Origin of the sequence: Rhodococcus sp. 14-2483-1-2 (assembly GCF_002259405.1) — a bacterium.
GTDB lineage: Bacteria > Actinomycetota > Actinomycetes > Mycobacteriales > Mycobacteriaceae > Rhodococcoides.
Genome location: NZ_NPFW01000022.1, coordinates 671263 through 695936 on the forward strand (window position 1 = coordinate 671263; position 24674 = coordinate 695936).

Below are 24674 nucleotides of genomic sequence, written 5' to 3' on the forward strand. Positions count from 1 at the left end.
ACGCCGTCCGAGCTGGGTTGTCGCCGGATCAGGCATCGACTCCGGATTCGGCCTGTGCGAGTTCGCGCTTCCACACGCGGAACGTCTCCTCGGTTCGGCCGCGACGCCAGTACCCCGAAATCGAGGCCCACTCGGCACCGACCCCGCGCTCCTTGCGGATGTAGGGCCGGATGTTGTGCATGACCGCCTGCGCTTCCCCGTGTACGAAGACCTGCGCTTGCCCCGGCAGCCATTCGGTTCCCTTCACCGCTGCGATCAACGGCGCGTTGTCTCCCGCCCGGTCGTCCCCGACCTCGTTCGAGGAGGCACCCCGGTGGACCCAGGTCACATCGACGACGGCGAGCGTCTCCATGTAGATCTCGTCGTGCCGGTCGGCGACTTCGATGAAGACCTTGGCGATGGCGTCTTCCGGGAGCGCCTCGACGGCAGCCGAGATCGCCGGAATCGCCGATTCGTCGCCGGCGAACAGGTGCCAGTCGGCGTCGGGGCGCGGGGCGTACCCACCGGAGGGGCCGAAGAACGACATCTCGTCTCCCGGCTTCGCGCGGGTGGCCCACGGCCCGGCTACTCCCTCGTCTCCGTGCACCACGAAGTCGATGGCTATCTCCCGCGCGCCGGTGTCGACCGAGCGAACGGTGTACGTGCGCATGATCGGTTCGTCCTCGGTACCGAGGAACAACTTGACGTAGGCGTCGGTCTCGTCGATCGCATCGAAGTCGTCGAAGTTGGCCCCACCCAGGTAGACCCGGTGCATGTGCGGGGTGAGCGCTTCGGTGCGCAGGACGGACAAGGTGGTTTTCTTGCGTGGCACTTCGGACCCCTCTTCGAGCGAACGACGCCGATACCCGATGCATCGACTAAGCATTACCTAACACCCTACCGTCCGAGCTCGTGAACGATAGTGCGCTCACCCACGCACCACGCGGAACCATCCGGTCTCGTCGCTGGCCACGAATCCGTCCATCTCCATTACCGGCAGGGATGCGCGCACCTTGCTCAACGGCACACCGGAGTGCTCGGACAATTCTCGACTCGACAGTGATCCGGATGCCGGCAACGCGTCGTAGATCAACAGTGCCGTGTCCGAGAGCGCATCGGTTTCACGAAAGAGATCGGGCCGAGACTCCTCCGAGGACCCGAGAGCGCCCGCCTCGGCGACCACGTCGTGAGAGCTCGACACCAGCACGGCCTCGCCGTCCCGGATCATGCGGTGACAGCCGGTGGACGAAGGCGACGTGACCGGCCCAGGGACCGCCAGCACCGGCCGACCCAGTTTCGCTGCCCATGCCGCCGTGTTGCGAGCACCGCTGCGCCACCCGGCCTCGACGACCACCACAGCCGATCCGAGTGCCGCGACGAGCCTGTTGCGAGCGAGGAAACGATGCTTCGCCGGCGTCGTGCCCGGCGCGTACTCACTGAGAACCAGCCCGTGAGCAGCGATCTGCCGCAGTAGCCGCGAATGGCCCGCCGGATACGCACGATCGACGCCACAGGCGAGCACCGCCATCGTCGTACCCTCGACTCCGAGGGCCGCCCGATGTGCCGCGGCGTCGATGCCGAAAGCCGCTCCCGAGATGATGGTCCAGCCGTCGAGCGCCAGATCGGCGGATATCTCCGCCGTCACATGATCGCCGTAAGGACTCGATGCACGAGTCCCGACGATCGACACCGATCGCTCGGTGATGGTTGCCACCTGTCGAGTTCCCAGCGCCCACAACGCAATCGGCGGACAGGTGTCCACCCCTGCGGTCATTCCCGGTCCGTCGAATCCGAGAAAGCGCCACGCCGGCCATTCGTCGTCGTCCGGCGTGATCAACCGGCCACCGAGCGCAGCGATGTGGTCGAGATCCGCGGCCGCGGTATCGATGTGGGCGCGGACCGCGAGCCTCTCCCCCAACCTGCCCGCCCGCACTGCGTCTGCCGTCGATTCGGGACCGTGAGCTGCAGCATGATCGACCACCGGCCGATGCGGGCCTTGCGCCACGCGAGAGAGATACGCCCAGGCGAGTCGGCGCGTGTCGTGCGTCATGCCACGCCCCTGTCACGGAAGTCCAACGCGGCTCCGACCTCGTCGGCACCGGGGACCGAACCACCGGCCAGATCGTTCAGCGTCCACGCCACCCGAATGGCGCGGTCTGCGCCGCGCGCGGTCAGCGATCCGTTGCGCAACGCGCGCTCGACCGGAGCGAGCGTCGAGCGCGCCAATCGAAATCGTTGGCGCAGAGCGGGTCCTGGAACCTCCGCGTTGGTCCTCCAGCCGAACTCCCGCCACCGCTGCGCGGCGGCGTCCCTGGCCCCGGTCACGCGTGCGCGAATCTCGCTCGTACCCTCCCCCACCTCGTCGACCAGTGCACCTGTCGCGACACCCATCATCTGAATGCGCAGATCGACGCGATCCAGCAACGGCCCGGACAGCTTGCCGAGATATTTGCGTCGCGCTGTGGGCGGGCAGACGCAGTCCACCTGCCGCGCCGGCGCACACGGGCACGGATTGGCTGCGAGAACCAACTGAAATCTGGCCGGATACCTGGCGACACCGTCGCGACGAGCAATGCGAATCTCGCCGTCCTCCAACGGAGTACGCAACGCCTCGAGTACCCGAACGCTCATCTCGGCGCACTCGTCCAGAAACAGGACTCCTCGATGTGCGCGACTGACCGCTCCCGGTTTGGCCATTCCGGTTCCGCCCCCTACCAAGGCGCTCACCGAGGTCGAATGGTGTGGAGCGATGAACGGCGGCGACGTGATGAGCGGCCGCGCCGTGGTCAACAGGCCCGCCACCGAGTGGATCGCTGTCACTTCGAGCGCTTCCGATTCGGTCAGCGGGGGCAGAATCCCCGGAAGACGTTGCGCGAGCATCGTTTTTCCGATGCCCGGTGGCCCGGTCAGCATGATGTGATGTGCGCCTGCGGCGGCGACCTCCAGAGCCCATCGCGCATCCGCCTGTCCCGCAACGTCACTGAGGTCCGGGTAGATCTCCTCGTGCCATTCGGTCGGGATGGGTGATTCGAGGGCCTCCTCACCACGTAGCCAGGCCACCACGTCCCCGAGCGAACCCGCACCCAGCACCTCGATCCCGTCCACCAGCCCCGCTTCGGGCAGACACTGCAGCGGAACGACCACCCGCTGCCAGCCAGCACTCTTGACCGCGAGCACCCCGGGCAGGACCCCACGAACTGCGCGCAGCCTGCCATCGAGTGCCAACTCACCCAGAAACACGGTGTCGGACAGGCATCCACGCGGAATCGCTTTGGCAGCGTCGAGAACCGACAGCGCCAATGCCAAGTCGTACACCGATCCGCCCTTCGGCAGGGTCGCGGGCGACAGAGCGAGAATCACCCGGCTGTCCGGCCACGTTCCGCCCGAGTTCTTCACCGCAGCCTTGACTCGATCACGCGATTCGTTCAGAGCAGTATCGGGCAACCCGACCAGATGCGTACCGGGCAAGCCCTGCCCGATGTCCGCTTCGATCTCCACCAACACACCGTCGACCCCGTTGACCGCAACCGAATGCGCTCTTCCGAGTGGCATCAGAACGCGGACCGAACGTGCGTGATGACCGGTTCTTCGTGACGACCGACCACTATTGCGATCACATCGAACCTGATCTGTACCCACGGTCCCTGCTGCAGCGAAAGCCACCGCAGCGCGAGACCTCTGATTCGCGTCTGCTTCGCGTACGTCACCGCTTCGGCCGGTGTTCCGTAACCGATTCCCGAGCGAGTCTTCACTTCGACGAAAACCATGGTGTCGCCGTCGCGCGCGATGATGTCGAGTTCTCCGGACCGATGCCGCCAATTCCGCTCGATCACATCCAGGCCGATGTCCTCGAGATGGCGCACCGCGAGTTCCTCACCGCGCGCACCGAGCTCCTGGTTGGTTGCCATGTCCGCCATTCCTCCACTCTCCGACCGTGTATTGCGGCCGATTCGGTCGTCTCGACGGTGGCACGACCCGAAAGAGGAGAAACGAAGAAAGTGCAGGTGGGAAATTGCCCTGTGGACAACTACTCGACTGTGGACCGACGGTCCGATTGTCGGCGGCGATCGGTCCGCTGTGTCGGACCGCCGTGCTACGGCCCGAGCGTGTTCGAGCGGCCGGGTGAGAGCAGACCCGATACGCAAAAAGCTCCGTCCGGATTCATGAAATCGGACGGAGCTGATGCGGTGTATCGGTACCGAAACCCGAAAGTACCGATACGTAGAACGTCTGCCGAGACTTCATGCCTCGGTTTTGAAGGACTGTCAGTGAGCAGCCTCGTAGGCCGCCTGCACATCCTGACTGATGCGGCCGCGGGCACTGACCTCGTGGCCGTTCTCGCGTGCCCATGCTCGAATGTCCTGCAGATCGACCTTGCCGCGAACCGGTGCTGCTGCAGCACCGCCCTTACGGGTACGGCGTCCGGAAATCTTCTCGGCATGCTCGATCCAGAATGCCAACTGTTCGTGCAATTCGTTGGCATGCTTGAGATTCAAATCGATGCGGTACTGGTTTCCACCGATGCCGAATTCGATGGATTCACCTTGGCCGTCTTTGATGACCGATCCGTCCACATCGTCGATCATCTGCACAAGTGTCTTGCGTGCCATCTCGTACCTCTTACACGTCTGGGGGATGTGATATTCAAGTTCTACCACCCATTCTCGTATCCACGCAAAGAACTGCAGGCGTTTCGCATCGTGTCGAATCGACGAATATCGGTGCAGAAATTGATCAGCTTTTCGGGTGACTAATCTCTGAATTCGAATATCGCTGTTGCGCAGTCGGTTTCACGCGCGTAGCCCGCGTGCATCATTCGACCGAGCACAGCTTTTCCGTGACACCGGACACGAAAACAGGACATGCGGACCGATTTGGCCGGGTGTCCAGTTTTTCGTGCGGCATTACGCTCGGAACAACAGCGATCGCATCGAATCAGGCGGTTCACAGCTCGCTGCTCCGACGTCCGACGCTCGGGCGACTCCGTCACGCCGGACCGTCGGACGAGGAGAGCTATTCCGGCAGACGAAGATCTGGTTTGTCCAACTCTTCGATGTTGACGTCCTTGAAGGTGATCACCCGGACATGCTTGACGAAACGGGCGGGGCGATACATGTCCCACACCCACGAGTCGGACATTCGCAATTCGAAGTAGATTTCACCGTCGGCGTTGTGCGGAATGAGTTCGACGGAGTTCGCCAGATAGAACCGACGCTCGGTTTCGACGACGTAGTTGAACTGACCCACGATGTCCCGGTACTCGCGATACAGCGAGAGCTCCATCTCGGTTTCGTACTTTTCGAGATCTTCGGCACTCATCGGTCTCTTTCATCCTCCAGTCGGGCGTGAGAGGCAATCATCGCGCACGTGCGTCCGGGCAGTCCATTCGCCCCAGGGCGTCGACCCCGGGAGTGGAGCCTGCGGAACGACCCACAGACAAATCGCGTGACATGCCTGCCGCCGCTGCCGCGACGTTGGCGTACGACATGCGATGTTCCCTACTCGGGCCGAGTGCCGTCATCGCGGCGGAATGCGCGCGCGTGCTGTACCCCTTGTGCACGGCGAACCCGTAGCCGGGAATCGTCTCGTCCAGCTGCACCATCCATCGGTCCCGGGAGACCTTCGCCAGCACGCTCGCCGCGGCGATGCACGCCGCGGTGGCGTCGCCGCCGATCACCGGCAACGACGGAACCGGAAGACCGGGTACTCGGAAGCCGTCGGTGAGTACGTAACCCGGGGTCATGCCGAGCCCGGCAACCGCGCGTCGCATTCCTTCGATGTTCGCCACGTGGACTCCGATGCGGTCGACCTCGGCCGCATCGATGGACACCACGCTCCATGCCAGTGCCAGCCTCTGAATCGTGGGGAAGAGCTCCTCGCGTCGTCGCTCGGTCAGCTTCTTCGAGTCGTCCAGGTCCGCGAGAGCCGCATGAGCCCGCGCACCGAGCACACACGCCGCGACCGTCAACGGACCGGCGCATGCTCCTCGTCCCGCTTCGTCGACTCCCGCGACCGGCCCGAGACCACCCCGCTCCAGCGCCGATTCCATCGTTCGCAAGCCGGCCGCTCGTCGGATGATCGGACGCGGCGGCCACGACGACCGCTTCAGAGAGGCGCGTGCGCGCGGCGCGCGGCGACCGGATACCGTCATCGACCCTGGATGCCGGGAGAATCCAGGAGGCCGGTTCGTGACGGTGGAAGCGCGATGAACACGGCCTTGCCGATCACGTTGTCGAGCGGGACGGTGCCCTTGAACTCGTCCTCGATGTGGTACCGGGAATCCCGTGAATTACTTCGGTTGTCGCCCATCACCCAGATGTTGCCCTCCGGCACCGTGATGGGATCGAAGCATCGCCCGGACTTCAATTCGGTGTCGCACGTCATGGTGCCGGGAGTGAAGGGGAAGTCCATCTGTATGTACGGCTCGTCCAACGGCTGTCCGTCGACGAGAACTCGACCCTGGTCGTCGCAGCATTCGACCGTCTGACCGCCGGTGGCGATGACGCGCTTGACCAGATCGTTCTCGTCGGGAGCGACAACTCCGATCAACGAACCGACTTCCTGTGCCCCACGAATCACCGAATTGTCGGACCGCTGTGACACGAACTCGTCGTTCCACGAATCCGGGCCACGGAAGACGACGATGTCACCGGGCTTCGGGTCGCCGAATCTGTATCCGATCTTCTCCACCACGATGCGGTCACCGGTGCAGCCGGTGCAGCCGTGCAAGGTCGGCTCCATCGATTCGGACGGGATCAGATACACCCGAGCGACGAATGTCTGGAGCAGAAAACTCAGCACCAGCGCTACCAGAATCAGAATGGGAAGCTCGCGCCAGAACGATCGGGGCTTGCGTTCCCGACGCTTCTTCCGTGAAGACTCGTCGTCGGGCTCGTCGGTTGGATCCAGTGGGGACTGCGTCACGTGATCAGGTTAGCCGGAACCGTCGACCACACGGCCGGACGGTCTGCGCATCGGCGGTTCACGGCTCTCGATCCGCCCGTCGGCAGGGTGGAACGCGGGACGATCGCGGGCAGAACGCATCATGCCGCGTCGCCCTGACGGGCGACGCGGCATGATGTGAACTGATGTGTCCGGGCGGAACCGGTCAGCGCTTTTCCTTGATCTTGGCGGCCTTGCCACGCAGATCGCGGAGGTAGTAGAGCTTGGCGCGACGGACGTCACCACGGGTGAGGACCTCGAACTGCGCAATGTTGGGGCTGTGCACCGGGAAGGTGCGCTCGACGCCGACGCCGAACGAGACCTTGCGGACCGTGAACGTTTCGCGAACGCCACCGCCCTGACGTCGGATGACGACGCCCTTGAAGATCTGAATGCGCTCCTTCGAGCCTTCGATGACCTTGACGTGCACGTTCAGTGTGTCGCCGGGGCGGAAATCGGGGATGTCGCCACGCAGCGACTGATTGTCGAGAAAGTCCAGTGTGTTCATCGGTTGTGCCATCCTTGCGTTCTGCGCATGAGTAGAGGAACCGAGCGGCTCGCTGATGCAACGGCTCGACTGGTTCGTACTCCGAGTGAGGTCCGTGCCTGCTAGAGGCAACCCGACCATTGTGCCAGACCATCAGGCGTTCGACGAAATCGGCGCTTCCCGGCTTGGAGCCGTCCCGCTCGGCATCGGCGCAGGTAGTACCGTCCGCGCCAGTTCCTGCTCGGTGGCCTCACGTGCGTGCACGATGCTCGGCTTGCCTGCGATCGCGTCCTGGAGATAGATCTTGGCCCGGATGATCGGCCGTCGCCACCGCTTCTCCCGGCGCAGAGCGCGTTCCATCTTCTTCGGCCTGGTGGTGTAGCGCCACCTCGCCCACGGGGCGCTCGGCCTGCTCAACCGCACTGCGGCCAGGACGAGGATCGGCAGGACGAACAGCCCGAGCAGCCCGGTCCAGATCTTTCCCTTGAGCAGCACGACGACACCGAGCGCAAGATTGGCAAGGGCCAACACCGCCACGGTGCCGCGCACCCACGGGTCGGGATCGGCGCGGAAACCGGCCGGGCTCAGCAACTCCAGAGGATGGAAGCCGAGCAGCAGCAGGCCGGTGAAGCCCACTGCCGCGAACACGGCGTCCACCGACGTTCGCCCCTGTTCGGACCAGTAGACATCGCGGAGATAGAAGATCAACGCGAACTCGTCGAGGACGAGAGCGGCGCCGATACCGAAGATCGCCGCCAGCACCGCGCCGACCGACTCGGAACCGTCGACGTACACCGCGATCAAGCCGATACCCGCCAGCAGCATCAGCACGATTCCGAACACGACATGGTGGATGTGCTGACCACCGGGCGTGATGTTTCCCGGCCACCACTTCACATCTGCGCGAATCATCCTGACGCTGAGTCGGATCAGCAGGAAGCCCACCAACAGTCCCAGTAGGAAACACAGCAGCGGCAGGCGGCCGTGATCGATGACCCCGTGTTGCAACCACCTCACGTGTGCCTCACGTCCTTCCTGCCGAACGGCCGAACGACCGGTGAACGCGTTTCACACTATTCGCGTCCGGGACCGCCCACGGCAGCATCGACCGAGGAACCGCTCGCTATTTTCCGAATCCTGCCTTCCGTAACGCGTCGGCCATCGAACCGGCAGCCGGTGTCGCCGCGCCAGCGCCCCCGGCCGTTCGGCGATCCCGTTGCGGGCGTGCGTCTCGACCGCGGCCACCCTGGTTCGCGCCCGGGGCCCGTCCCTGACCTCGAGGCCGATCCTGCTGTCCGCGGGCGGCGTCCTTGCCACCACCGGCACCGGGGTCGTCGTCCAGCCGCAGACTCAGACCGATGCGCTGACGGGGGATGTCGACCTCCATCACTTTGACGCGCACGACGTCCCCGGACTTGACGACCTCGCGGGGGTCCTTGACGAAGTTGTGCGACATCGCCGAGACGTGCACGAGCCCGTCCTGGTGCACACCGACGTCGACGAATGCCCCGAACGCCGCCACGTTGGTCACGACTCCCTCGAGCGTCATGCCCGGCTTCAGGTCGGCGACCTTCTCGATTCCGGCGGCGAAGGTCGCGGTCTTGAACTCCGGACGAGGGTCGCGTCCCGGCTTCTCGAGTTCGGAGATGATGTCCGTGACGGTGGGCAGACCGAATCGCTCGTCGGCGAATTCGGCGGGGTCGAGTCCGCGCAACAGCGCCGTGTTGCCGATGACCTCCCGCACTCCGACGCCGGCCTTGCCGACGATGCGCCGCACGACGGGATATGCCTCCGGGTGAACACTCGACCGGTCCAGTGGATCCTCGCCCCCGGAGATGCGGAGGAATCCGGCGCACTGCTCGAAAGCCTTGGGGCCCAGACGCGGTACGTCCTTGAGTGTGCTGCGGCTGGAGAACGGACCGTTCTGATCGCGGTGCGCAACGATGCTCTCGGCAAGAGAGCCGGCGATACCGGAGACCCGTGAGAGCAACGGTACCGACGCGGTGTTGACGTCGACGCCGACGGCGTTCACCGCGTCCTCCACGACGGCCCCGAGGGAACGGGCCAGCAGGGTTTCGGAGATGTCGTGCTGGTACTGACCGACGCCGATCGACTTGGGATCGATCTTGACCAGTTCGGCCAGCGGATCCTGCAACCTGCGGGCGATCGAGACGGCACCGCGGATCGAGACGTCGAGTTCGGGCAGCTCGCTCGAGGCGTACGCGGACGCGGAGTACACCGACGCTCCGGCCTCGGACACCACGACCTTCGTCAGGTTGGCGGCAGGGAACTTGGCGATCAATTCTGCTGCCAGCGAGTCGGTTTCACGCGATGCGGTGCCGTTGCCGATGGCGATCAGTTCGACGTTGTGCTTGGCAGCCAGGCCCGCGAGGGTGGCCACCGCCTGATCCCACTTGCCCTGCGGCTTGTGCGGGTAGATGGTGTCGTAGTCGACGACCTTGCCGGTGGCGTCGACGATGGCGACCTTGGTGCCGGTACGGAAACCCGGGTCCAGGCCCATCGTGGTGCGGTTGCCCGCCGGAGCGGCGAGCAGCAGGTCCTTGAGGTTGCTGGCGAACACGTCGACGGCGTCCTTCTCGGCCGACTGACGCAGGCGCATCCTGGTATCGAGGGAGACGGTCACCAGCATCTTGGTGCGCCACGCCCATCGGACGGTGTCGAGCAGCCATTTGTCGGCCGGCCGTCCACGATTCGCTATTCCGAACTTGGTGGCGATCCGACCCTCGTAGACGCTCGGCACCCCGGGGGTCGGTTCGTCGCGCTCGGGCTCGAAACCGAGCGAGAGCACCTCTTCCTTCTCGCCTCTGAGCGTGGCGAGAATGCGGTGCGAAGGCAGGCTCGTGAACGGTTCCGAGAACTCGAAGTAATCGGAGAACTTGGCACCCTCCTCCTCCTTGCCCTTGCGAACCGACGCGACGAGCTTGCCGGATGTCCACATCAGTTCGCGCAGCTCGCCCACCAGGTCCGCGTCCTCGGCGAAGCGCTCGACGAGAATCGCCCGCGCGCCGTCGAGTTGCTCCTGATCGAACTGGGCCGGGTCGGTGCTCGGGTCGGAGAACAGGGCGTCGGCGACGGGCTCGTGCCCGGCCTCACGCGCGATCTGAGCCTTGGTGCGACGCTTGGGCTTGAACGGCAGATAGATGTCCTCGACGCGCGCCTTGGTGTCGGCCAGCATCAGCGACTGCTCGAGCGCGTCGTCGAGCTTGCCCTGCGAGCGGATGGACTCGATGACGGCGTCTCTGCGCTCGTCGAGCTCGCGCAGGTACCGCAGCCGCTCGTCGAGCTGACGCAGTTGTGCGTCGTCGAGGGTGCCGGTGACTTCCTTGCGGTAGCGCGCGATGAACGGGACCGTCGACCCGCCGTCGAGTAGTTCCACGGCGGCACGAACCTGTTCTTCACGAACGTCGAGTTCTTCGGCTATGCGCTTGTTCACAGATTTCAGAGCAGTGGTCACGGCGATGGACCCTACCGCTACTGTGGGACAAGTCGGTCAGCGGTTCAACGTGTGGGAGAGATACGCGGATGGTCAGGGGGTCTCGGTTCCTGGCTGCAGCCTGCGCCTCACTGATTCTGGCCGGGTGCTCGGTTCCTCCCGACGATCAGATCGGTGACTCCGCCTCGAAGGAAACCGCAGAGACGTCGGCATCGCCCTTTCCCGATATGGAGAAGGTCGACGGTGTAGCTCTCGAAGCTCGTATCCCGATGGCGATCGCGTCGGCCGAGTCCCGTGGTGCCGATGTCGATTTCGCGCTGTTGGATCGTCAGACGGGCTCTTTCTACAGCAGCAATGCCGATGTTCAGGTCGAAACCGCGTCGGTGTCCAAACTCTTCATCGCCGACGAGGTGTTGTTCCGCGCGCAGTCGGAGAACCGTCCGGTCTCCGCCGATGACCTGGACACCATGACCAGCATGCTCGAGTTGTCCGACGACAACGCCGCATACACGCTCTGGTACCGCTACGGCTCGTCCGAGATCGTGCGGACGGTCGCGGCTCGCTACGGCTTGACGAACACCACGGCTCCCGGTGACGACCAGTGGTACAACACCGAGACCACGCCCAGCGACCTGGTCGGTTACTACGCGGGGTTGCTCAACGGTAGCGGCGGTCTGACGACTGCCTCGACGGACGTCGTGATCGACATGCTGCGGCGTTCGGCACCGATTGCCGCGGACGGCTACAAACAGCATTTCGGGATCGTCGACGGTCTGCCAGGCGAGAGCGTGCACGCTGTGAAACAGGGCTGGATGTGCTGTGTGTCCGATCGGTGGGTACACCTGTCGACAGGCACGATCGGCGTCGACAACCGCTACGTTCTGGCTCTGTCGTCACGCGAGGACATCTTCTACGCAGACGACATGGAACGCTATCCGGACACCGCCGTCGTCGACGTCAGCGACGACGCCAGCGCCCTGCATGCGCGGGAAACTCTCACCGGCTTCGTCTCGATGCTCTTCCCCGCCGGCACCGTCAGCTGAATTCGTCAGTCCTGCAACAGGTCCGGACGACGCTCGGCGGTCCTGTCCAGTGATTGCTGTCGACGCCACGCAGCGATCTTGGCGTGATCACCCGAGAGAAGTACCTGCGGAACGTCGAGATCACGCCACTGTGCGGGGCGCGTGTAACTCGGTCCTTCGAGCAGACCGTCGGAGAACGAGTCCTCCTGATGCGACTGCTGATTGCCCAGGACACCCGGCATCAATCGCACCACGGCCTCGGCCATGACGAGGACGGCCGCCTCGCCGCCGATGAGCACGTAGTCGCCGATGCTGACTTCCTCGACCCGGACGCGACGTGCGGCGTCGTCGAACACGCGTTGGTCGATGCCTTCGTATCGGCCGCAGGCGAAGACGAGATGCTGCTCGGAGGACCATCGCTCGGCCGTCCGCTGGGTGAACGGCACTCCGGCCGGCGTCGGCACGACGAGGAGAGAATCGTCTGTCAGCACGTCGTCGAGTGCGTCTCCCCAGACAGTCGGTTTCATGACCATTCCCGGTCCGCCGCCGTAGGGCGAATCGTCGACGGCCTTGTGCACGTCGTGCGTCCACGACCGCAGATCGTGGACATCGACCGAGACGAGGCCGCGGTCGATTGCTTTGCCCAGCAACGCAGTTCGGAGCGGCGTGAGGTATTCGGGGAAGATGGTGACGACGTCGAGGCGCACGATCTACTCCGGATCCAGCAGACCCTCGGGCGGATCGATCTCGATCGTCTTGTCTGCCAACGACACCGACGTCACGATGGCCGCCACGAACGGCACGAGAATCTCGGTGCGTGTGGCTTCGCCGGAGCCCGGACTCGGCGTGATGGAGAGCAGCTCCCCCGCTGCGGAGTGGAGGACTTCGCGGACCGTTCCCACGACTGTGCCGTCGGTCAGGATCACCGTGAGGCCTTCGAGTTCGTGGTCGTAGTACTCGTCCGGGTCGTCGGACGGCGGAAGGTCGGTGGATTCGACGACGAACAGAATGCCCCGAAGTTGGTCGGCGGCCGTCTTGTCGTCGATACCGTTCAGACGCAGCAGAAGCCGCCCGGAGTGTTCCCGGACGGCGTCCACTGTGTACGAGGCTGGTTCGGCGTTCGATCGAGGCTTGCGGCCCGAGAGAACGGTTCCTTCGGCAAAGCGATCGTCGGGGTTGTCGGTGCGAACCTCGACGACGACTTCGCCTTTGATGCCGTGCGACTTCGCAACACGGCCGATGACCAGCTCCATGATGGGTGTGTGACCTACTGGTCCGTGTCGACCACGTCGACACGGATGCCGCGACCACCGATACCCGAGACGAGCGTGCGCAGTGCCGTGGCGGTGCGACCGCCACGGCCGATGACCTTGCCCAGATCGTCGGGGTGCACGTGGACTTCCACGGTGCGGCCACGACGGCCGGTGATCATCTCGACGCGAACGTCATCGGGATTGGCGACGATGCCGCGAACGAGATGTTCGACGGCATCGGCGACAACGGCACTCACTTCTCAGCAGCCTCGGCGGCCGGCGCGTCTGCCGTCTCGGTTGCTGCAGCGTCGGTGGTCTCCGCAGCGGCGTCGTCGGCCTTCGGAGCCTTCTTCTTCTTGGCGGTGGTGGCCTCGCCCTGGGGCTCGGAGTCGGCCTGCGCCAGTGCGGCGTTGAACAGGTCGAGCTTGGACGGCTTGGGCTCGGCGAGGCGGAGGGTTCCCTCGGCGCCGGGGAGGCCCTTGAACTTCTGCCAGTCACCGGTGATCTTGAGCAGTGCCTCGACAGGCTCGGTGGGCTGTGCGCCGACGCTCAGCCAGTACTGCGCCCGCTCGGAGTTGATCTCGATGATGCTGGGGTCCTGCTTGGGCTCGTACGTGCCGATGGTCTCGATCGCACGGCCGTTACGACGGGTGCGGGCATCGGAGATGACGACGCGGTAGTGCGGGGTGCGGATCTTGCCGATACGCATGAGCTTGATCTTGACAGCCATGTTCTGGTGAAGCCTTTCGAAAGTTGGTCACGGCGCAATTCAGCGGTCCGCACGGCATGCGAACCCGGTTTTGCGTTGAGGGTTGTTGTGACCGCCGCTCGGTACGTAACCGGATGACGGGCGAACAGCTGTTCATTGTGCCAGACGGATAGCACGATCGGTGAATCGGGCCCGCAGAACCGCTCCCGTCAGGCCAGCAGAATCACCAGGGCAGGGAGAGTGTTGTTCAGCGAGTGGGCCGTGGTCGACGCGACGATAGAACCGGAGCGCATTCGAGCGATGCCGATCGCGAACCCTCCCCACAGCAGTACCACGAAGCGCCACCACTCGCGGTGCCAGATCGCGAACAACACCGCGGTGATCGCCAGCACGACCCATCTATTGCCCAACCAGGCCATGGGCATGGGGCTGGTGCGTTTCTCGAGCGCTCCCCACAGCATGCCGCGGAACATCGTTTCCTCGCAGATCGGTGCACCGATCCAGATCCATAGTGCCAGAACGATCTTCCATCCGACGGCCGTATCGGTGACGTTGCCCAGCGGCGTCGGGTCGTCGAAATCGATACGGGACAACAGAATCAGAGCCAGCACGATGCCACCGACCACCGCGACGCCACCCCACGCCAACCCGGATCGGAGGTGACCGAGGAATTCGGGGGTGGATCTGGGGAGGCCGAAGTCGACGACGGGTCCGTTGCCCCGCGCCTTCGAGATGGCCACCGCCAGTCCGGCAGCGAGCAAGCTCGGAATCATGATGCCCACCACGAAGACGGCCGACGCGTCCGACGACACGACGACGCCGAGCATCAGGAATCCCGCGAGATTGAGCCCCAGCACCAGCGCCGCGGCCGGTAGTCCCCACCGTTGACCGCTCGTGCGTTCGAGCGCGGCCTGCTCGGCCCGCCAGTAGGTTTCGGACAATCCCGATCCTTGCTGCTGAACGTGATTCATCGGTGCCATTCCCGCCCAGCTGGGGCGGTCCGGATCGGATTGTCCTGCAGCGCTTCTCGGATCGGTCACCCTCGGGCCGCCGCTCCACTCCTCGTGCGACCGCGCCGGTCGGTCACGCGTCCGCGCAGGATGACCAGCTCCGGGTTCGACAGCACATCCGGTCCCCCGCGCGGATCTTCGGCGTAGACGACGAGATCTGCGGGCGCGCCGCGCTCGAGCCCCCGTCGACCCAGCCACGACCGGGCGTCCCAGCAGGCAGCACCGAGCGCGTCGGTCGGTGAGAGTCCGACGGCAGCGAGCGCGGCGACCTCGTCGGCGATGCGGCCGTGCGCGATCGAACCACCTGCATCGGTGCCCGCGTAGATGGGAATGCCTGCGTCGTGAGCACGTCCGACGGTATCGGCGACGCGTTCGTGCAGCGCCCGCATGTGCCGGGCGTACACGGGGTATCGGGTGGCCGAATCCGCGATTCCGGGAAACGTCTCGATGTTGATGAGCGTCGGTACCAGGGCGGTGCCGTGATCGACCATCATCTCGACGGTCTCGTCGGTCAGGCCGGTGCCGTGTTCTATGCAGTCGATTCCCGCCGCGATCAGTCCGGGCAGGGCATCCTCGCCGAATACGTGGGCGGTCACTCGCGCGCCCTCGGCGTGGGCAGCCGCGATGGCGTCGACGAGGATCGAATCGTTCCACAGCGGGCGGAGATCTCCCACCGAGCGGTCGATCCAGTCGCCGACGAGCTTGACCCAGCCATCTCCGAATCGAGCCTGCTGAGCCACCGCCTCCGGCAGTTGCGATTCGTCCTCGATGTCGATCGCCAGACCCGGGATGTATCGCTTGGGTGATGCGATGTGGCGGCCCGCTCGGATGATCCGAGGAAGGTCCTCGTACTCGTCCAGGGCGCGCGTGTCGACCGGGGACCCGGCGTCGCGCAACAGCAGAGCGCCGACGCCTCGCTCGGTCTCGGCCTGCCGGATCGACCCGCTCAGGTCGGTGTGTCCCCCGCCGTATTCGATTCCGACATGGCAGTGGGCGTCCACGAGACCGGGCAGAATCCAGCCGCCGTCGTGCACGAATTCTGCATCCGAGATCGGCTCGGTCGACAGAACGCCGCCGTCGATCCAGAGATCGATCTCGGTCCCGTCCGGCAGCCCGCGGCCCCGCACCCGCATGGCCGACACGTGTACGCGCTTACTTCTTGGGCAGTTTCAGCTGCGACAGATCGATGCCTTCGAGCCCCGGCGGCAACTGGTCGAGACCCTTGGGCATGGACGACAGGTCGGGCATACCTGCGGGCATTCCGCCCGGCATGCCGGGGAATCCACCGCGGATCTTCGGCTGCGTCGGACCGCGAGCGCCCTTCTTGCCTTTCTTGCCCTTCTTGTTGTTCCGCACCTGCTTGCGCGCACCGGGCATGCCCATTCGACCGGCCATGGCCGACATCATCTTGCGAGCCTCGAAGAACCGATCTACCAGCTGATTGACGTCGGAGACCTTCACGCCCGAACCGTTCGCGATACGCAACCGACGTGATGCGTTGATGATCTTCGGGTCGGTACGCTCCTGCGGCGTCATGCCGCGGATGATCGCCTGAACGCGATCGAGCTGCTTCTCGTCGACGTTGGCGAGTTCCTTCATCTGGCCGGCACCGGGCAGCATGCCCAGCAGGTTTCCGATCGGCCCCATCTTGCGGACGGCCATCATCTGCTCGAGGAAGTCGTCGAGCGTGAGCTGTCCCGATCCGATCTTGTTGGCCGTCGCCTCGGCCTGCTCGGCATCGAAGTGCTGTTCGGCCTGCTCGATCAGGCTCAGCACGTCGCCCATGCCGAGGATGCGGCTGGCCATACGATCGGGGTGGAAGACGTCGAAATCTTCGAGCTTCTCGCCGGTCGACGCGAACATGATGGGCTGTCCGGTCACCTCGCGGACACTGAGTGCTGCGCCGCCACGCGCGTCGCCGTCGAGCTTGGTGAGCACAACGCCGGTGAAGCCGACTCCGTCGCGGAACGCCTCGGCGGTGCTGACGGCATCCTGGCCGACCATCGCGTCGAGAACGAACAGTGTCTCGTCCGGCTGGACCGCGTCACGAATTCCCGCGGCCTGACTCATCAGCTCGGTGTCGATGCCGAGGCGACCGGCGGTGTCGACGATGACCACGTCGTACTGCTTGCTCCGAGCCTCGGCGATGCCGGCCCGGGCGACCTCGACGGGATCCGCGGCCGAGACGCCGAGCGCGTTGTCGCCGCCGCCGATGGACGTGCCCGGATGCGGCGCGAAGACGGCGGCACCGGCGCGCTCGCCCACGATCTGCAGCTGGCTCACGGCACCGGGACGCTGGAGGTCGCACGCGACGAGCAGCGGGGTGTGGCCCTGGCCCTTGAGCCATTTCGCGAGCTTGCCCGCGAGCGTCGTCTTACCCGAACCCTGCAGACCGGCGAGCATGATCACCGTGGGCGGGTTCTTGGCGAAGACGAGCCTGCGAGTCTCGCCGCCGAGGATGCCGACCAGTTCCTCGTTGACGATCTTGACTACCTGCTGGGCAGGGTTGAGCGCGCCGGAGACCTCGGCACCCTTGGCCCGGACCTTGATGCGGTTGATGAACTCACGTACGACGGGCAGTGCCACGTCCGCTTCGAGCAGGGCCAGACGGATCTCACGGGCGGTGGCGTCGATATCCGCGCCGGACAGTCGACCTTTGCCACGCAGGTCCTTGAGAGTCCCGGTCAACCTGTCTGAAAGGGATTCGAACACCGATTGCACTCCTGAGCTAGCCGATCACCGAAAACGAGCCGAATCCGGCACGGTCACCACACTAGCGGCAGCACGCCGCGTCGTCGCTGGGGCGTTCGACTGTCGTGTCGAACGCGGCGATGTCGAGCGGTCAGGCCAGGCGCGCGGAGTCGTTCCACGTCACTGCCACGCCCCGCGTCGCGAGCCACTGCGCGGGGTCGACCTTGATGCCGGAGGGGTCGTGTACCTCGAAGTGCAGATGTGGGCCCGTCGACTGGCCACGGTTGCCCACGGTGGCGATCTGCTCACCGGCCGACACGCGCTGGCCTGGCTGGACGGAGAAGTCGTTGACGTGTCCGTAGACCGTCTCGGTGCCGTCGTCGTGCCGCACCTTGACCCAGAGACCGAAGCCGGATGCCGGTCCTGCGTCGGACACGGTGCCGTCGGCAGCGGCGTGGATGGGCGTCCCGATGGGTGCCGCGATGTCGAGGCCGCTGTGTTGAGTGCCCCATCGCGAGCCGAAGTTGGACGTCAACACCCCCGCCACTGGCTGCACTGTGCCCTTCTTCAGCGAGCGCAGGCTGTCGAGGGGTGACTGCGCACCCAACTGCCCCAAGCCCACATCGTCGAGCCACTGCTGGGCGGCGGCAGCGGGATCGGTGACTCCGAACGCGGCCAGTGGCTCGGCAGCCGGTGCCGGTGCCGGTGCAGGTGCAGCCTCGGGCGGTGCGGGCTGTGACGGTGCGGGCGGGGGCGCGAACTGTGGGGGTACGAACTGCGGAAGCTCGAACTGGGGCAGCTCGAATCCCGCGGGGAGCAGACCCTCGGGCACCGCGAACGGGAGTCCGGCTGCTGGTGCCTCCTGGATCGGCGCGGCCCCTGCAGTTGCGGCACCCATCGACGTCGCTCCGACGACGATCGCGCCGGTCGCGGCGACGATCGTTGCCGCGCGTCGACCGAGGTCGGGGGTGTCCTGAACGGCGCGGTGTCTGCCGCGCGTCGGACGCGCTGCGATGTCGGTCGGTACGTGGACGGTCGACCGTCGGTGGGATCCCACAGTTCGTGCCTCTCGAATGATCAGGAGTGGAGCCTGCAGGAACGACGTGGTTCGAGCAGAGTGGAGCCTGCAGGAACGATTGAGAGTGTCGTTTCTGCGTCGGGGACGAATGTAACAAATCGGCATCGGCGGCATACCCGTCGGCCGGAAGTTCGTGAATAGTCACCAGCGCGGGTCGGTCTGCTGTCGCTTTCCGACCCGCGGTCAGGTGCCTTCCGGCTTCTCCGGGGGCTTGGGCGGTTCCGGGGCAGGTACGACCGCGAGGATCGCACGCTCGAGGTCTTCGCGGACCGCCCTGCTGTCCGCTCCCGCCAGGTCGATGCAGAAGGAGTCGACCACCGAGCTGCCAAGGGTCGAGACGCGGGCCCATCGGATGTCGAGTCCCTGCTGTTCGATCGCGCTGGCCAATCGGCACAGCAGACCGAGCCGGTCCTCCGCTCGTAGTTCGAGCACCACCTGACCTGGTTCGTTGTCGTCGAACCACAGCACCCGAGGCGGAGCTTGGGCGTACAGAACCGGGACTGCCGAATCCTCGGCGTCGTCCTCGACGGTTTCGGCTCTGGCGTCGCGTTCCTTGGCGTCGAGCACGGCGACGAGGTCGAGTTCGCCTGCCTGGGCGCGGATTATCTCCTGCCGCAACAGACCCGCCTGTGGCGGAGATCCGAAGAGCGGCGCAACGTCGAACGAGTTGATCGCCGACCCCTCGTGACTTCCGAGGGAGGCCGAGAGCACACGAAGCGAATGGAGTGCGAGGACTCCCGCAGCGTCGGAGAGCAGCCCGGGCGTGTCGGGGGCGATGACGGTGACGACGAAGGTGTGCAGCCCGTCGGTCGGCGAGATGTCGACATGGACGCCTCCCCTCGCTGCGAGTTCGATGTGGGCGGGGTCGAGTGGATCCGGGGAGGGCAGACTCTCCCCCGCCATCACCAATCGGCAGCGACGCACGAGCTCGCGGATGAGCGATGCCTTCCAATCGCCCCACACCCCGGGTCCGGTGGCGAGCGAATCCGCCTCGGCCAGTGCGTGAAGCAGCTCGAGCAGGATGGTGTCGGCACCGAGTGCGTCGACGACGGTTTGCACGGTTGCTGGGTCGTCGAGGTCGCGTCTGGTGGCGGTCTCCGGCAGCAGCAGGTGGTATCTCACCATCGACGTCAGCAGTGCCACGTCGGACGGCCACAGTCCGAGCCTGTTGCCGATCTGGATGGCCAGATCGGCTCCGACGACGCTGTGGTCGCCGCCGCGTCCTTTGCCGATGTCGTGGATCAGCGCGCCGAGCACCAACAGGTCCGGACGCGCAACTCGGGTGGTCAATGCGCTTGCGTAGGCAGCAGTTTCGACTAGATGCCGATCGACTGTCCACGTGTGCACGGCATCTCGCGGCGGCAGATCGCGTACCGCACCCCACTCCGGAATAAGCCTGCCCCACAGTCCGGTTCGATCGAGAGCTTCGATGGCCGCAATGGCTTTGCGACCCGATCCGAGCAACACGAGCAGATCGTTGAGGGCTTCCTTCGGCCAGGGTTCCCGGAGCTCGGGCGCACTGTCGGACAGTCGGTTCAGGGTCGAGGCAGACATCGGCATTCCGGTCTGCGCCGATGCCGCGGCGACGCGCATGATCAGACCGGGATCCTTGTTCGGCCGCGCGTCGCGGGCGAGAACGACCTCGCCGCCGTGTTCGACGACCCCCTCGTCCAGCGGCCGCCTGACCGGGACTCGACGAAGGCGTGAAAGACCCTTTCGGGGAAGCGAATTGCCGGCGGTACGCAGTCCGACGTCGACCGAGTAGCTGATGGTGCGGGCCGAATCGCTCAGTACGCGAGCAAGATCGAAACGGTCACCGATTCGCAGCGCGGCACCGATCTCGTCGGCGTCCTGTGCCCGCAGTTGATCCCGTGCTCGACCGGCGACGCGATGCAGTTCGGTGCGCACGTCCAGCAGGCGTCCGTGTGCGAATGCCAAACCGCCACCCGGCGATTCGGGTCCGAGCCCGGGCATACCGTCGGTCAACTGCGCGATGGAGAGGGCGTCGAGCAACTGAACGTCGCGCAGTCCCCCGCGACCGCTCTTGAGATCGGGTTCGGCGCGGTGCGCGATCTCACCGCTGCGCGACCACCGCCCGCGGGTCTGCTCGATCAGCTCGTCGAAACGCCCTCGAATGCCGTTGCGCCACTGGCGACGTACGCCGCCGATGAGGAGATTGCTCAATTCGACGTCGCCGGCGATGTGACGCGCCTCGAGCATTCCGAGCGATGCCGTCATGTCGGCTGCAGCGACCTGCAGAGCCTGCGGCACCGTTCGCACGCTGTGGTCGAGCTTGATGTGTGCGTCCCACAGCGGGTACCAGAGCTTGTCTGCGACGTCGGAGACGATGCGTGGTTCGAGATCGTCGTGCAGCAGGATCAGGTCCAGATCCGAATGCGGCAGAAGTTCACGACGCGCAAGACCGCCGACGGCGACGATCGCGAAACCGGAGTCCGGTTTGATCCCCAGCTCGGCCCCTTTGGTGGTCAGCCAGAACTCGTGGAGATCGACCAGAGCCTGCCGGAGCGAGGGTGCATCGAGGCGACGATTGCGTGTTCCGCCGTCGAGTAGTTGTTTTCTGGCCCGAGCGAGATCTGCTGCAGCATCGCTCGTGCCCTTCGATGCGGAGCCCATGGAGACCGAAGGCCCCGATCCTGACGCTTTCGCGCCAGAACCGGGGCCCACGGCCCGAGACCCTTTGGGGTCAGAGTGCATCGGCGCCACGTTCTCCGGTGCGGACTCGGATGACCGAGTCGACCGGGGAAACCCAGACCTTGCCGTCACCGATCTTGCCTGTGCGAGCAGCCTCGACGATGACCTCGACGACCTTCTCCACAGCGGCGTCGTCGACGACTACCTCGACACGGACCTTCGGGACGAAGTCGACCGAGTACTCGGCACCTCGGTACACCTCGGTGTGGCCCTTCTGGCGGCCGTAACCCTGAACTTCACTGACTGTCATTCCGAGTACGCCGGCCTGCTCCAGCCCCGTCTTGACGTCCTCCAGGGTGAACGGTTTGACGATTGCCGTGATCAGCTTCATTTTTGCTTCCCTTCACAAGACCTCGAGTGCCCGTTGTCGTACGGTGCAGCGTTCACGTCTATCTCTACCTTGTCAGGCGAAATCATATGCAGTCTCGGCGTGCTCGGCTTCGTCGATGCCGTTCGCCTCCTCCTCGTCCGATACGCGCCAGCCGAGAGGCTTGAGCGCGAACGCGATGACCGCGGTGACGATGGCGGTGAAGATCAACGCGAACAGTGCGATGACGATCTGCACGACGAGCTGCTTGTAATCGCCGCCGTAGAACAGGCCGGTCTCGGATGCGAGGAAGCCGATTCCGATCGTTCCCCACAGGCCTGCGACGAGGTGCACGCCCACGACGTCGAGCGAGTCGTCGTAGCCGAACTTGAACTTCAGGCCGACAGCCAGCGCGGAGAGCACGCCGGCGATGACGCCGAGGATCATGGCACCGACCGGCGTGAGTGCGCCTGCGGCCGGGGTGATGGCGACCAGACCTGCAACGATGCCCGAGGCAGCGCCGAGGCTGGTGGCGTGTCCGTCGCGAATGCGCTCGGTGATGAGCCAGCCCACGATTGCCGCTGCCGTGGCTGCGGTGGTGTTGACCCAGGCCACACCGGCGATTCCGTCGGCTGCGAAGGCGGAACCGGCGTTGAACCCGAACCAGCCGAACCAGAGCAGAGCTGCACCGAGCATGACGAACGGCAGGTTGTGCGGGCGGTAGGCGACCTTGCCGAAGCCGGCACGCTTGCCGATGATGATCGCCAGGATCAAACCGGCGATACCGGCGTTGATGTGCACCACTGTGCCACCGGCGAAGTCGATCGGAGCCACGTTGGCGACGAGTCCACCTTCACCGTCGTCGGTGGTGCCGAAGATCATTGCCGCAAGACCGTTCTCGGATCCGGAGAGCAGTCCGCCGCCCCAGACCATGTGCGCCAGCGGGAAGTAGGCCAGAGTGACCCAGATGCCGGAGAAGGCGAGCCAGGTGCCGTACTTGACGCGACCGGCGATCGAGCCGCTGATCAGTGCGACCGTGATGATGGCGAAGGTGACCTGGAATGCCACGTCGATGACGTTGGCGTAACCCCATGCGCCGGCGATGTAGTTACCGTCCGCATCGGTGATCGAATCCTTGAGTCCGAAGAACTCGAACGGGTTGGCGAAGACACCGCCGATGTCCTGGGTGCCGTAGGACATCGACCAGCCCCACAGGAAGTAGATGATCGAGACGACGGCCATCGCTCCGAACGACATCATCATCATGTTCAACACGGACTTCGACTGCGACATACCGCCGTAGAAGAACGCCAAGCCCGGCGTCATCAGCAGTACCAGCGATGCTGCCATCAGCATCCACGCGGCGTTGCCGGAGTTGGCCAACATATCCTCGGGACTCACGTACACCCTCCATTCTCCTGCACACCGGTTGGCGCGCCGTTACGCAAGAAGAGTGGTTTCACGAGGTTTCATCCGTGACACTCTGGTGTTTCGGATATGTGAACGCATGACCGAATCCTGTTGCAAAAAGGTTTCGTGCTGGCGTTTGTGCTTTTACCCCGGTTAGCGGGCCGCCCCCGCGGTCGATCAGCCGAGCAGTGCGTCGACGAACGCCCCCGGCTCGAACGGAGCCAGATCGTCGGCGCCTTCACCGAGACCGACGAGCTTGACGGGCACTCCGAGCTCACGCTGCACCTGAAAAACGATGCCACCCTTCGCGGTTCCGTCGAGCTTGGTCAGCACGACTCCCGTGATGTTCACGATCTCGGCGAAGACACGGGCCTGTGTCAGTCCGTTCTGGCCCACGGTTGCGTCGAGAACGAGAAGAACGTCGTCGACGTGGGCCCGCTTCTCGATGACGCGCTTGACCTTGCTCAGCTCGTCCATCAGACCCGATTTGGTGTGCAACCGTCCCGCAGTGTCGATAAGAACCACGTCGACCCCGTTCTCGATTCCCTTGCTCACCGCATCGAAGGCGACAGCGGCCGGATCTGCGGCCTCCTTGCCGCGAACCACCTCGGCACCCACTCGCTCGGCCCAGGTCTGCAGCTGATCGGCCGCAGCTGCGCGGAACGTGTCGGCGGCACCGAGCAACACCCGCCGTCCGTCGGCGACCAGCACGCGAGCCAGTTTGCCCGTGGTCGTGGTCTTGCCGGTGCCGTTCACGCCGACCACCAGCAGCACGGCGGGCGCGCCGTCGTGTGGCAGAGCACGAATCGACCGATCGAACTCGGGATGCAGCTGCGCGACGAGAATCTCGCGCAACAGGGCCCGGGCATCGGCTTCGGTGCGAATACTGCGCGCCGCCATCTGCTCACGCAGCGTTCGCATGATCTCCGCTGTGGTGGCCGACCCGATATCGGCGATCAGCAGGGCGTCCTCGACCTCTTCCCACGAGTCCTCGTCCAGGTCTCCGCCGCCGAGCAGGCCGAGCAGGCTCTTGCCCACCGCGGACTGAGATCGCGCCAACCGGCCACGGAGACGGTCGAGCCGTCCCTCGGTCGGGTCGATGGTGTCCAAGCGGCGAGGCGCAGGGGCGACGGTGTCGACTACGGGGGGCTCGGGCGCAACAGGCTCGGCCACGGTGACATCGGTCGCCGGGGCCTCGGGTTCGAGCACTTCCGGCTCGATCCACACGGTCTCCGATTCGACCGGTTCAGGCGCTGGAACCACCGGCGGCGGCTCGACGGGGATGTTCTCGACCGGCTTCGGTTCGGCAGGCTTCGGTTCGACCGGCTTCGGTTCGGCAGGCTTGGGGGGCTTCGGGACCACGGGCTCGGCTGTCGCCGTTCCCTGACTGAACGAGAAACCACTGCCCGCGGTGTAGCCACCGGATCTGTCCTTGGCGGCCGCGTCCTCGATTCGTGCGGCCTCGTCCGACCTGAGGGACACTCTCCGACGACGGGAGAGGACAAGCCCGACGACGAGGACGACGAGCAGGACGGCAGCGATCGCCGCGACGATGATCCACGCTTGGTTACTCACGTAGGACATCCTCTCAGGCGATCATGGCCGTTGGTCACCGGTGGT

The 24674-nt window shown here is 65.2% G+C and carries 24 protein-coding genes; 1 reads left to right on the forward strand and 23 read right to left on the reverse strand.

The window, feature by feature from the left end:
* Positions 1-28: 28 nt before the first annotated feature.
* The 11 genes from CH295_RS24150 to CH295_RS24200 form a co-directional block, all read right to left on the reverse strand.
* The gene (locus tag CH295_RS24150; RefSeq protein WP_094742079.1) at positions 29-811 is read right to left on the reverse strand and encodes a siderophore-interacting protein; all 783 of its coding nucleotides are present in this window, start codon (positions 809-811) and stop codon (positions 29-31) included.
* A gap of 96 nt (positions 812-907) precedes the next feature.
* On the reverse strand, positions 908-2029 hold the full coding sequence (dprA, locus tag CH295_RS24155; protein WP_094742080.1) for a DNA-processing protein DprA: 1122 nt from the start codon (positions 2027-2029) through the stop codon (positions 908-910).
* A complete protein-coding gene (locus CH295_RS24160; protein ID WP_094634218.1) occupies positions 2026-3531 on the reverse strand; it encodes a YifB family Mg chelatase-like AAA ATPase in 1506 nt (501 codons plus the stop codon). Before CH295_RS24160 ends, dprA begins: the two co-directional genes overlap by 4 nt.
* Entirely contained in the window at positions 3531-3887 is a 357-nt protein-coding gene (locus CH295_RS24165; RefSeq protein ID WP_094634544.1) for a YraN family protein, read from the reverse strand. The genes CH295_RS24160 and CH295_RS24165 overlap by 1 nt, the downstream gene beginning before the upstream one ends.
* A 357-nt stretch (positions 3888-4244) precedes the next feature.
* Positions 4245-4589: a histone-like nucleoid-structuring protein Lsr2 gene (locus tag CH295_RS24170; RefSeq protein ID WP_037189646.1), complete on the reverse strand. Its 345-nt coding sequence runs from the start codon at positions 4587-4589 to the stop codon at positions 4245-4247.
* A 403-nt stretch (positions 4590-4992) separates the two neighbouring features.
* Positions 4993-5298 (reverse strand): DUF2469 domain-containing protein, encoded by a 306-nt coding sequence (locus CH295_RS24175; RefSeq protein ID WP_008717288.1) that lies wholly within the window; start codon positions 5296-5298, stop codon positions 4993-4995.
* 37 nt (positions 5299-5335) lie between these two features.
* A complete protein-coding gene (locus CH295_RS24180) occupies positions 5336-6130 on the reverse strand; it encodes a ribonuclease HII (RefSeq protein WP_094742081.1) in 795 nt (264 codons plus the stop codon).
* Positions 6127-6888: a signal peptidase I gene (lepB, locus tag CH295_RS24185; RefSeq protein ID WP_252342178.1), complete on the reverse strand. Its 762-nt coding sequence runs from the start codon at positions 6886-6888 to the stop codon at positions 6127-6129. The genes CH295_RS24180 and lepB overlap by 4 nt, the downstream gene beginning before the upstream one ends.
* A 199-nt stretch (positions 6889-7087) precedes the next feature.
* Entirely contained in the window at positions 7088-7429 is a 342-nt protein-coding gene (gene rplS / locus CH295_RS24190) for a 50S ribosomal protein L19 (protein ID WP_032378188.1), read from the reverse strand.
* A gap of 132 nt (positions 7430-7561) precedes the next feature.
* On the reverse strand, positions 7562-8416 hold the full coding sequence (locus CH295_RS24195; RefSeq protein WP_094742219.1) for a hypothetical protein: 855 nt from the start codon (positions 8414-8416) through the stop codon (positions 7562-7564).
* Positions 8417-8531: 115 nt separating this feature from the next.
* On the reverse strand, positions 8532-10883 hold the full coding sequence (locus CH295_RS24200) for a Tex family protein (RefSeq protein ID WP_094742083.1): 2352 nt from the start codon (positions 10881-10883) through the stop codon (positions 8532-8534).
* Positions 10884-10951: 68 nt separating this feature from the next.
* Here CH295_RS24200 and CH295_RS24205 point away from each other — a divergent pair, with 68 nt between their 5' ends.
* Positions 10952-11905, forward strand: coding sequence for a serine hydrolase family protein (locus CH295_RS24205; RefSeq protein WP_094742084.1), 954 nt, complete (start codon positions 10952-10954; stop codon positions 11903-11905).
* 5 nt (positions 11906-11910) lie between these two features.
* On the opposite strand, the gene trmD is transcribed toward CH295_RS24205, so the two are convergent.
* The 12 genes from trmD to ftsY form a co-directional block, all read right to left on the reverse strand.
* Positions 11911-12591, reverse strand: a complete 681-nt coding sequence (gene trmD, locus CH295_RS24210) for a tRNA (guanosine(37)-N1)-methyltransferase TrmD (RefSeq protein WP_094742085.1) — start codon at positions 12589-12591, stop codon at positions 11911-11913.
* A gap of 3 nt (positions 12592-12594) precedes the next feature.
* Positions 12595-13137, reverse strand: coding sequence for a ribosome maturation factor RimM (gene rimM, locus CH295_RS24215; protein ID WP_037189653.1), 543 nt, complete (start codon positions 13135-13137; stop codon positions 12595-12597).
* Positions 13138-13151: 14 nt separating this feature from the next.
* Positions 13152-13394, reverse strand: coding sequence for an RNA-binding protein (locus CH295_RS24220; RefSeq protein WP_027496687.1), 243 nt, complete (start codon positions 13392-13394; stop codon positions 13152-13154).
* Entirely contained in the window at positions 13391-13867 is a 477-nt protein-coding gene (gene rpsP / locus CH295_RS24225; protein WP_037189654.1) for a 30S ribosomal protein S16, read from the reverse strand. The genes CH295_RS24220 and rpsP overlap by 4 nt, the downstream gene beginning before the upstream one ends.
* Before the next feature lie 188 nt (positions 13868-14055).
* Complete coding sequence (locus CH295_RS24230; RefSeq protein WP_170946042.1) at positions 14056-14886, reverse strand: CPBP family intramembrane glutamic endopeptidase; 831 nt, start codon at positions 14884-14886, stop codon at positions 14056-14058.
* On the reverse strand, positions 14883-15989 hold the full coding sequence (locus CH295_RS24235; RefSeq protein ID WP_502694530.1) for an amidohydrolase family protein: 1107 nt from the start codon (positions 15987-15989) through the stop codon (positions 14883-14885). Before CH295_RS24235 ends, CH295_RS24230 begins: the two co-directional genes overlap by 4 nt.
* A gap of 19 nt (positions 15990-16008) precedes the next feature.
* Complete coding sequence (gene ffh / locus CH295_RS24240) at positions 16009-17568, reverse strand: signal recognition particle protein (protein ID WP_037190175.1); 1560 nt, start codon at positions 17566-17568, stop codon at positions 16009-16011.
* Positions 17569-17698: 130 nt separating this feature from the next.
* Positions 17699-18604, reverse strand: coding sequence for a M23 family metallopeptidase (locus tag CH295_RS24245; RefSeq protein WP_094742087.1), 906 nt, complete (start codon positions 18602-18604; stop codon positions 17699-17701).
* Between the two features lie 204 nt (positions 18605-18808).
* Complete coding sequence (locus CH295_RS24250) at positions 18809-21340, reverse strand: [protein-PII] uridylyltransferase (protein ID WP_037190176.1); 2532 nt, start codon at positions 21338-21340, stop codon at positions 18809-18811.
* Positions 21330-21668 (reverse strand): P-II family nitrogen regulator, encoded by a 339-nt coding sequence (locus CH295_RS24255; RefSeq protein WP_019664269.1) that lies wholly within the window; start codon positions 21666-21668, stop codon positions 21330-21332. Before CH295_RS24255 ends, CH295_RS24250 begins: the two co-directional genes overlap by 11 nt.
* 72 nt (positions 21669-21740) lie before the next feature.
* Positions 21741-23030, reverse strand: coding sequence for an ammonium transporter (locus tag CH295_RS24260; RefSeq protein ID WP_170946067.1), 1290 nt, complete (start codon positions 23028-23030; stop codon positions 21741-21743).
* 201 nt (positions 23031-23231) lie between these two features.
* Entirely contained in the window at positions 23232-24638 is a 1407-nt protein-coding gene (gene ftsY / locus CH295_RS24265; protein WP_170946043.1) for a signal recognition particle-docking protein FtsY, read from the reverse strand.
* Positions 24639-24674: the final 36 nt, after the last annotated feature.

What these genes read in the sequence shown, in the direction of transcription:
- dprA (WP_094742080.1), bottom strand. Translation starts at nt 2,029, where the DNA reads ATGACGCACGACACGCGCCGACTCGCCTGGGCGTATCTCTCTCGCGTG.
- CH295_RS24160 (WP_094634218.1), bottom strand. Translation starts at nt 3,531, where the DNA reads ATGCCACTCGGAAGAGCGCATTCGGTTGCGGTCAACGGGGTCGACGGT.
- CH295_RS24165 (WP_094634544.1), bottom strand. Translation starts at nt 3,887, where the DNA reads ATGGCAACCAACCAGGAGCTCGGTGCGCGCGGTGAGGAACTCGCGGTG.
- CH295_RS24170 (WP_037189646.1), bottom strand. Translation starts at nt 4,589, where the DNA reads ATGGCACGCAAGACACTTGTGCAGATGATCGACGATGTGGACGGATCG.
- CH295_RS24175 (WP_008717288.1), bottom strand. Translation starts at nt 5,298, where the DNA reads ATGAGTGCCGAAGATCTCGAAAAGTACGAAACCGAGATGGAGCTCTCG.
- CH295_RS24180 (WP_094742081.1), bottom strand. Translation starts at nt 6,130, where the DNA reads ATGACGGTATCCGGTCGCCGCGCGCCGCGCGCACGCGCCTCTCTGAAG.
- rplS (WP_032378188.1), bottom strand. Translation starts at nt 7,429, where the DNA reads ATGAACACACTGGACTTTCTCGACAATCAGTCGCTGCGTGGCGACATC.
- CH295_RS24205 (WP_094742084.1), top strand. Translation starts at nt 10,952, where the DNA reads ATGGTCAGGGGGTCTCGGTTCCTGGCTGCAGCCTGCGCCTCACTGATT.
- rimM (WP_037189653.1), bottom strand. Translation starts at nt 13,137, where the DNA reads ATGGAGCTGGTCATCGGCCGTGTTGCGAAGTCGCACGGCATCAAAGGC.
- rpsP (WP_037189654.1), bottom strand. Translation starts at nt 13,867, where the DNA reads ATGGCTGTCAAGATCAAGCTCATGCGTATCGGCAAGATCCGCACCCCG.
- CH295_RS24235 (WP_502694530.1), bottom strand. Translation starts at nt 15,989, where the DNA reads ATGCGGGTGCGGGGCCGCGGGCTGCCGGACGGGACCGAGATCGATCTC.
- CH295_RS24250 (WP_037190176.1), bottom strand. Translation starts at nt 21,340, where the DNA reads ATGCACTCTGACCCCAAAGGGTCTCGGGCCGTGGGCCCCGGTTCTGGC.
- CH295_RS24255 (WP_019664269.1), bottom strand. Translation starts at nt 21,668, where the DNA reads ATGAAGCTGATCACGGCAATCGTCAAACCGTTCACCCTGGAGGACGTC.
- CH295_RS24260 (WP_170946067.1), bottom strand. Translation starts at nt 23,030, where the DNA reads ATGTTGGCCAACTCCGGCAACGCCGCGTGGATGCTGATGGCAGCATCG.
- ftsY (WP_170946043.1), bottom strand. Translation starts at nt 24,638, where the DNA reads ATGTCCTACGTGAGTAACCAAGCGTGGATCATCGTCGCGGCGATCGCT.